Raw genomic sequence first — 7,442 nt, 5'->3', positions numbered from 1 at the left:
CCGCCGCCCTCCCCTTTGCCGCGGCTGCCCGCACCCTGCGCGCGCGTGGGGCCCTGCAGCGGGATCGCGACGCCGTCCGGGACCGGTCCCAGGTCGAGCGCTTCACGGATGAAGGCGCGCAGCGAGATCACCAGGTCGGCCGTGTGGATCGGCCGTCCCGCCGCGAGGTCGCTCGCGGCCTGGCCCGCGAGTCGGCAGTGTTCCTCCGTGCCGAGCAGCAGGATGTCGGCCAGCGCCGCCTCGACGGCGTCGCGGATGCGGCGCGCGCGGTCCGAACCGGCGTCGAGGCCGGCCGCGCGCAAGTCGCGCAGGTGCTTGGGATCGACCGTCAGCTCGCCCGTGAACGAGCCGCCCAGCGTGCGGTACGCGGCGATCAGGGTGCGCAGGCGCTCGTTGATCTGGCGGTTCATGCGCTCGCGCCGCTGCTGGATCGTCTGCATCATGAGCACGCGGATGCCCACGCCGATCAGGGTGAAGACGGCGAGACCGAAGAAGGTCGTCGCCAGCGCCTGCCACGAACTGAAGTCCAGGTAGCGCATCGTTCGCTCAGTTCACGCTGTCGCGCACCACCCGCAGCTTCGTCAGCTGGCCACGGCGGTAGGTGTACAGCGTGAGGGCCGCGTCGCGCAGGTCGCCGTTCGCATCGAAGGCGATGGTGCCCGTGATGCCCTGGTACCTGATCTTTGCGAGGGCCGGCAGGAACTTCGCCGGGTCGGACGATCCGGCCGCGCGCATGGCGGCGGCGAAGGTCATCGTCGCGTCGTACGCGTACGGCGCATACGTCTGGAAGCCCATGCCGTAGCGCTTCCTGTAGCGGTCCGAAAACGCGGCCATCCCCGCCTCCAGCGGCGCATCGACGCCGCCCGCCACGACGCACACCACCTTGTCGTCGCCGAGCGCGCTGCCTGCCAGCTGCGGCAGCTTTTCCGAGCACACGCCGTCGCCCGACACGAACTTCGCGGTGATGCCCAGCGCCTGCATCTGCTTGAGCATTGGGCCGGCCGTCGCGTCCATGCCGCCGTAGAAGATCACGTCCGGCCGGCGCGCGCGGATCTGCGTGAGGATCGCATTGAAATCCGTCGCGCGGTCGTTGGTGAACTGGCGGCTGACGATCTCGGCGCCCTTCAAACGCTTGACGTCTTTCGCGAACTGGTCGGCGAGGCCCTGGCCGAACGCGGTGCGGTCGTCGATGATGGCGATCTTCTTCGCCTTCAGCGTGTCGATGGCGTAGCTGGCCAGCACGCGGCCCACGAGGTCGTCGTTGGCGACGATGCGGAATGCCGTTTTATAGCCCTGGTGCGTGTACAGCGGCGTCGTTGCCGCCGGGGAGATTTGCGGGATGCCGGCGCTGTTGTAGATCTTCGAGGCAGGCACCGTCGTGCCGGAATTCAGGTGGCCGACGACCGCGACGACGCCGCCGTCGACGAGCTTTTGCGCGACGGCCGTGCCGAGCTTCGGATCGCTGCCGTCGTCTTCCGCCTGCAATACCCATTTGACCTTCTTGCCGGCTATCGTCGCGCCCTGCGCATTCAAATCGTCGATCGCGAGGCGCGCGCCGTTCTCGATGTCCTTGCCCTGGTGCGCGCTGGGACCGGACAGCGGCGAGGCGCTGCCGATCTTCACCTGCGATTGGGCGTGGGCGGCCGGCACGCAGGCCAGCGAAAACAGGGTGGCGAAGCAGATCAGACGCATGGGCTATTCCTTCAGGGTGATGTCCCGATTGTAATGCCCAGCGACCCCGCTTACGACAACCAGAAGTCACAGACTATTCTTGACTTCCCGCGCCGGGCGTCTAGGCTGCATGAAGCGGCCCCGCCGCACCACAATCACAAGGAGAAAGAGACATGGACGCACAAGACAACAAGCGGCTCGTCCTGGAAGGCTACCGGCTGTTCCAGGGCGGCGACATTCCCGGCATGATGGCCTACGCCCACGACGACGCCGAGTGGATCGGCCCCGACGCCGAAGCCGTGCCCTTCGCCGGCAGCTTCCACGGCAAGGCGGAAGTCGGGCGCTTCTTTTCGGAGCTGATCACGGCCATGCAGCCCACGCGCTTCGTCATCAAGGACGTCATCGCGGAAAACGACAAGGTCGTCGTCCTCGGCGAGGCCATGTGGATGGTCAGGTCCACCGGGCGCAGCTACGACAGCCAGTGGGTCCACGTGTTCACCATGCGTGACGATAAGTTCATCCGCGTCGAGTCGCTGTACGACACGGCGTCGGCCGAACGCGCGTTCCGCCCCGACCGGCCGGACGTGACGGCCGCGGCGACCGCGCTGCGTCACTGAACCGGACGCGTTACCAGAACACGACGCGGTCCTGTGGCGCCAGGTACATCCTGTCCCCCGGCTTGACGTCGAACGCGTCGTAGAAGCCCGGGTGGTTGCGCAGGCTGCCGTTGACGCGGCATGCCGACGGCGAGTGCGGATCGGATTTCACTTGCGCGATCGGCGCCGCGTCGCGCGCCTTGCCGCGGCGCGCCGGCGTCCCCATCTGGGTGAGGACCATGCCTGCCCTCACCCGCCTACTCCTGCTCGCCGCCACGCTGGCCGCCGCCGCGCCCGCGCGTGCGGACGAGCTCGCCAACCTGATCAATGCGTACCGTGCCGCGCCCGGTATCTGCGACGACGCCGCGGCAGCGCCGGTTGCGGCGCTGAACGTCGAACCGACCCTGTCCCGCATCCGCATCGGTCCAGGTACGTTCCTCGAATTCGCGCTGCAGCGCGCCGGCTACGAGGCCGCACATGCCGAGGCAATCACGGTCACTGGGCCGCCGGATGCGCGCGCCGCAATGGAGGCCATCGCACAAAAATACTGCCGCACCTTGCGCGCCGCGTTCACGTGCGGGACGCAGGCGTTCGGTCCGGCCGGTCCGCTGGTGTGGAACCCGCTGCTGGGCCAGGCCGCCCTCGTGCACAGCACGGACATGGCGCAGAAACACTACTTCAACCACAAGCAGCCGGATGGCAGCGTGCCGGCCGACCGGGCGACGCAAGCCGGCTACCGCTGGGCGCGGGTCGGGGAAAACATCGCATCGGGACAGCGCACGCCCGAGGAAGCCGTCGCGTCGTGGCTGGACAGTCCCGGCCACTGCGCCAACATCATGAATCCGGCGTTCACGGAGATGGGCGCGGCCTACGCGATCAATCCCCAGAACCGCAACCGCACCGCCTACTGGACGCAAGTCTTCGGCACGCCGCGTTGATCATAGCCCCAGGCTATGGGGTTCATAAAAACAAACATATTGCGCACAATTTAATTGCGCGCTATAGTTCCACCCATGGAAACGAACGACGCAAACGCAGCGCTCCTGCTCGACAACCAGTTGTGCTTCGCACTCCACTCGGCATCGCTGGCGATGACGAAGGTGTACAAGCCGCACCTGGACAAGCTGGGCGTGACGTACCCGCAGTACCTCGTGCTGCTGGTGCTGTGGGAGCGCGACGGCCTGAGCGTGTCGGACATCGGCGAGCGCCTGTACCTCGATTCCGGGACGTTGACCCCGTTGCTGAAGCGCCTGGAGGCGCAAGGCCTGGTCGACCGGTCCCGCGATCCGCAGGACGAGCGCCGCGTGGTGATCCGGCTGACGGCCGCGGCGCGAGCGCTGAAGGACGACGCGGCCGGCATCCCGGCTTGCATCCTGGGCGCCACCGGTTGCGACGTGCAGGATGTTGTAAGACTCGTCGGCGAAATTCAGGCGATGCGCGCCAGGCTCGCCGGCGCAATGTAAGACGATTTATGTGCAGTACGAACTCAACCACTGAAAGGATAACGCCATGACCACCAAACTCGATAAAGTCCTGTACACCGCCAAGGCCCACACCACCGGCGGCCGCGAAGGCGCCTCCCGCACCGACGACGGCCTGCTGGACGTCCGCCTGGCACCGCCGAAGGAAATGGGCGGCAAGGGTGACGCCACCAACCCGGAACAACTGTTCGCCGCCGGCTACTCGGCCTGCTTCATGGGCGCCATCAAGTTCGTCGCCGCCCAGAAGAAAGTGGTCGTCCCGGCCGATGCGTCGATCGACGCCAGCGTCTCGATCGGCCCGATCCCGAACGGTTTCGGCCTGGCCGTGGAACTGGCCGTGAGCCTGCCGGGCCTGGACCGCGCCGTGGCGCAGGACCTCGTCGACTCGGCCCACATCGTGTGCCCGTACTCGAACGCGACCCGCGGCAATATCGACGTCACGCTGAGCCTGATCTAAATCAAACCGGGGTCAGAGCCCTGATTTGGGAAATTTACCAAAATCGGGCTCTGACCCCGGTGTTCGAGCAATAGTCCGCTGCTACGAGGATGCTTTTAGTTAATTAATTTTATCTATTAGATCCATATAAACGGATAGTTTGCACGAATACCCCGCAAGCTCTACCATGGTTATGAATAGATCGCAGCTATCGCGGAAAAACCTTCGATAGCTTAACCATGAAAGAGCCGCCATGACCCAACTGACCACCGCCTCCGGCATTCCCGTCACCGACAACCAGAACTCGATCACGGCCGGTCCGCGCGGCCCCGTGCTGTTGCAGGATTTCCACCTGATCGAGAAACTGCAGCACTTTAACCGCGAGCGCATCCCCGAGCGCGTCGTGCACGCGAAGGGTTCGGGCGCATACGGCACCTTCACCGTCACCCATGACGTCAGCAAGTACACGAAGGCGAAACTGTTTTCGGCCGTCGGCAGGCAGACGGAAACGTTCCTGCGCTTCTCGACCGTCGGCGGCGAAAAAGGCTCGGCCGACACGGAACGCGATCCGCGCGGTTTCGCCGTGCGCTTCTACACCGAGGAAGGCAACTGGGACCTGGTCGGCAACAACACGCCGACGTTCTTCCTGAAGGACGGCATCAAGTTCCCGGACTTCATCCACACGCAGAAACGCGATCCGCAGACGAACCTGAAATCCGCGCAGAACGTGTGGGACTTCTGGAGCAAGACGCCGGAAAGCCTGCACCAGGTGACGATCCTGTTCTCGGACCGCGGCACGCCGGACGGCTACCGCCACATGGACGGCTTCGGCAGCCACACTTACAGCCTGATCAACGACGCGGGCGAGCGCGTGTGGGTCAAGTGGCACTTCAAGACGTTGCAGGGCATCAAGAACCTGAGCGCGGCGGAAGCCCAGCGCCTGGCCGGCGTCGACCCGGACTATGCGCAGCGCGACCTGTTCAACGCGATCGCAACAGGCGACTACCCGCGCTGGAGCGTGGAAATCCAGGTGATGGACGACGCCCGGCGCGCCGCCTGGGAAGCGCAGACCGGCTGGGATGCGTTCGACCTGACCAAGGTGTGGCCGCAGGGCGAATTCCCGCGCATCCCCGTCGGCGTCCTGGAACTGAACCGCAATCCGGACAACTACCACGCCGACGTCGAGCAGGCCGCCCTGTCGCCGTCGAACATCGTGCCGGGCCTGGGCTACAGCCCGGACAAGATGCTGCAGGCACGCCTGTTCGCCTACCACGACGCCCAGCTGTACCGCGTCGGCACGAACCACCAGCACCTGCCGGTGAACCGTCCGCGCTGCCCGTTCCACAACCAGCAGCGCGACGGCGCGATGGCCGTCGCCAACGGCGGCGCGGCGCCGAACTACGATCCGGTGCATGCGGACGTCCCGGCCGTCGGCGGCTTCGGCCACGGCGACGCCGGCTGGCCGGTGGAAGGCAACGCGGGCCGCTACGACACCCGCGCCACCGACGACCACTTCACGCAGGCGGGCAACCTGTTCCGCCTGCTCACGGAAGAAGGCAAGCGCAACCTGATCGCCAACATCGCCGGTTCGCTGTCCAATGCGGACGCCGCCACGCAGGATCGCCAGATCGGGCATTTCCTGAAAGCCGACACGGCGTACGGCCAAGGCGTGGCGGACGCGATCCGCGCGCTGCAGAACCAGGCGTAAGCGTCAGCCTTCCGCCTGCGCGGCCAGCCAGGGCACGATGACGTCGAGCAGGCGCTGCGGCGCCTCGAGCGGGATCATGTGCCCCGTGTCCGCGATGACGGCCAGCGTGGCGCCGGGAATGGCGGCCGTCATCTCCTGCGCTTCCGCCAGGCTGCGCAGCTGGTCGTTTTCCGCCGCCACGACGAGCGTCGGGCAGCGGATCTCGCTTGACCGTTCGAGGTCGGCCGGCCGGTCCAGCAGCGACTGGCGCCGGAACACGTCGCCGCCGAGGCGCATGCCCATCGCGCGGATCCGCTCGATCAGCGCGTCGTTGTCGCGCTGCTTCGGGTGCAGCGACGTGGCGACGGCCGTGCGACTGAGGCCGCTGAAGGCGATGGACGGCGCCGCGTTGCCGATCGCGCCCTTGCGCTGCTGCAGCGCGGCCGTGTCGCCGCGGGTGGACGTCGAGATCAGCACGAGCGCGCGCACGCGCTCGGGCGCCTGGCGCGCGATCGCGCGCGCGACGTAGCCGCCCATCGAAAAACCCACGAGCAGGAAAGTCGGCGGCGCTGTCGCGAGGACGCGGTGCGCCATCGCCTCGACCGACGTGTCGTGGCGCAGGTCGGCATGGACGACGGGACCGAAGCGCGCCAGCGCCGGCACCATGTCGTCCCATAACGTTTCATCGGCCATGAAGCCGGGGACAAGAAGGATAGCCATGCCGCCATCCTAGCCGATTTCACCCGCGCCGGATGGGCATGCCATCTATCCGGCACTGTCCTGAGTCGCCTCAAGGCGGACCGGCCCCGTTGCGATTTTCATTGACTCTTGTTGCCTGGAAACCCAAGGAGTCTTATGAAATCCATCGCCACCATCAGCGTGCGCAACCAGCTCAGGTTCGCGTTCGCCGTCGTCATCGTGCTGTCGTTCCTCGCGACGGCCATCGCCATCTGGCGCCTGCAGGTCCTGTCGGACGACACCCAGGCGCTCACGCAGCGTCCGCTCGTGAAGGAGCGGCTGATTTCCGGCTGGCTGCTGAACACGTCGATCGCCGCCAAGCGCACCGGGGCCATCGCCCGCTCCGCCGATCCGGAACTCGCGACCTGGTACGCTGCCGAAACGCAGGATTCGACGACGCGCACCACCGCGCTGCAGAAGCAGGTCGGCGACCTGCTCGGCACGCCGGAAGAACACGCCGTGTTCGAGCGGATCGGCACGGCGCGCCAGCGCTACATCGTCACGCGCGACCGCGTGATGGCGCTCAAGAAGGCGGGCAACGATGCCGAGGCCCGCAAGGTCTTCGACGACGAATTCGTGCCCGCCGTGACCGCATACCTCGGCCAGGTCAAGGCGCTGCTGGAGTTGCAGCAGAAAGAGATCGATACCCGCGTCGCCACCGTGCTCGCGTCCGCGGATCGCAGCAGCCACGTCCTCACCGCGCTGTGCCTCGCCACGCTCGTCTTCAGCATCGTCGCCGGCACGTTGTGCGCGCGCATCCTGTTCCGGCGCCTGGGCGGCGAACCGGCCCGCGCCGCGCAGGTGGCGGCCGAGATCGCGGGCGGCAACCTGTG

General features: G+C 66.8%; 10 protein-coding genes. 6 read left to right on the top strand and 4 right to left on the bottom strand.

Going from position 1 to position 7,442, the window contains the following annotated elements; all coding sequences use genetic code 11:
* Both ACEN88_RS20230 and ACEN88_RS20225 read right to left on the bottom strand, forming a co-directional pair.
* Positions 1-539, bottom strand: a 539-nt coding sequence (locus ACEN88_RS20230; RefSeq protein WP_413342419.1) for a hypothetical protein, incomplete at its 3' end; no start/stop codon positions are given.
* A 7-nt stretch (positions 540-546) separates the two neighbouring features.
* Positions 547-1,692 (bottom strand): branched-chain amino acid ABC transporter substrate-binding protein, encoded by a 1,146-nt coding sequence (locus ACEN88_RS20225; RefSeq protein ID WP_413342417.1) that lies wholly within the window; start codon positions 1,690-1,692, stop codon positions 547-549.
* 152 nt (positions 1,693-1,844) lie between these two features.
* On the opposite strand from ACEN88_RS20225, the gene ACEN88_RS20220 reads away from it, so the two are divergent.
* A complete protein-coding gene (locus ACEN88_RS20220) occupies positions 1,845-2,288 on the top strand; it encodes a nuclear transport factor 2 family protein (protein ID WP_413342415.1) in 444 nt (147 codons plus the stop codon).
* A gap of 10 nt (positions 2,289-2,298) precedes the next feature.
* Here ACEN88_RS20220 and ACEN88_RS20215 read toward each other — a convergent pair whose 3' ends face one another.
* Complete coding sequence (locus ACEN88_RS20215; protein WP_413342413.1) at positions 2,299-2,508, bottom strand: M13-type metalloendopeptidase; 210 nt, start codon at positions 2,506-2,508, stop codon at positions 2,299-2,301.
* On the opposite strand from ACEN88_RS20215, the gene ACEN88_RS20210 reads away from it, so the two are divergent.
* From ACEN88_RS20210 to ACEN88_RS20195, 4 genes are all read left to right on the top strand, one after another.
* Positions 2,507-3,205, top strand: coding sequence for a CAP domain-containing protein (locus ACEN88_RS20210; RefSeq protein WP_413342411.1), 699 nt, complete (start codon positions 2,507-2,509; stop codon positions 3,203-3,205). The two genes, ACEN88_RS20215 and ACEN88_RS20210, sit on opposite strands and share 2 nt — an antisense overlap.
* A 75-nt stretch (positions 3,206-3,280) precedes the next feature.
* Positions 3,281-3,730, top strand: a complete 450-nt coding sequence (locus ACEN88_RS20205; RefSeq protein ID WP_413342409.1) for a MarR family winged helix-turn-helix transcriptional regulator — start codon at positions 3,281-3,283, stop codon at positions 3,728-3,730.
* A 46-nt stretch (positions 3,731-3,776) separates the two neighbouring features.
* Positions 3,777-4,205 carry an organic hydroperoxide resistance protein gene (locus tag ACEN88_RS20200; RefSeq protein ID WP_413342407.1) on the top strand — a complete coding sequence of 143 codons (429 nt, stop codon included), beginning with the start codon at positions 3,777-3,779 and terminating at the stop codon, positions 4,203-4,205.
* Between the two features lie 232 nt (positions 4,206-4,437).
* Entirely contained in the window at positions 4,438-5,892 is a 1,455-nt protein-coding gene (locus ACEN88_RS20195; RefSeq protein WP_413342405.1) for a catalase, read from the top strand.
* Positions 5,893-5,895: 3 nt separating this feature from the next.
* Here the strand turns inward: ACEN88_RS20195 and ACEN88_RS20190 are convergent, their stop codons facing one another.
* The gene (locus ACEN88_RS20190) at positions 5,896-6,591 is read right to left on the bottom strand and encodes an alpha/beta fold hydrolase (protein WP_413342403.1); all 696 of its coding nucleotides are present in this window, start codon (positions 6,589-6,591) and stop codon (positions 5,896-5,898) included.
* A 135-nt stretch (positions 6,592-6,726) separates the two neighbouring features.
* On the opposite strand from ACEN88_RS20190, the gene ACEN88_RS20185 reads away from it, so the two are divergent.
* A partial coding sequence (locus ACEN88_RS20185) for an MCP four helix bundle domain-containing protein (RefSeq protein ID WP_413342401.1) occupies positions 6,727-7,442 on the top strand: 716 nt, incomplete at its 3' end.

Source organism: Massilia sp. CT11-108, from assembly GCF_047302915.1.
GTDB classification, from domain to species: Bacteria; Pseudomonadota; Gammaproteobacteria; order Burkholderiales; family Burkholderiaceae_D; genus Telluria; species Telluria orientalis.
The sequence above is the reverse complement of the archived record's forward strand: the minus strand, read 5'-3'. Positions and strand labels throughout refer to the sequence as shown.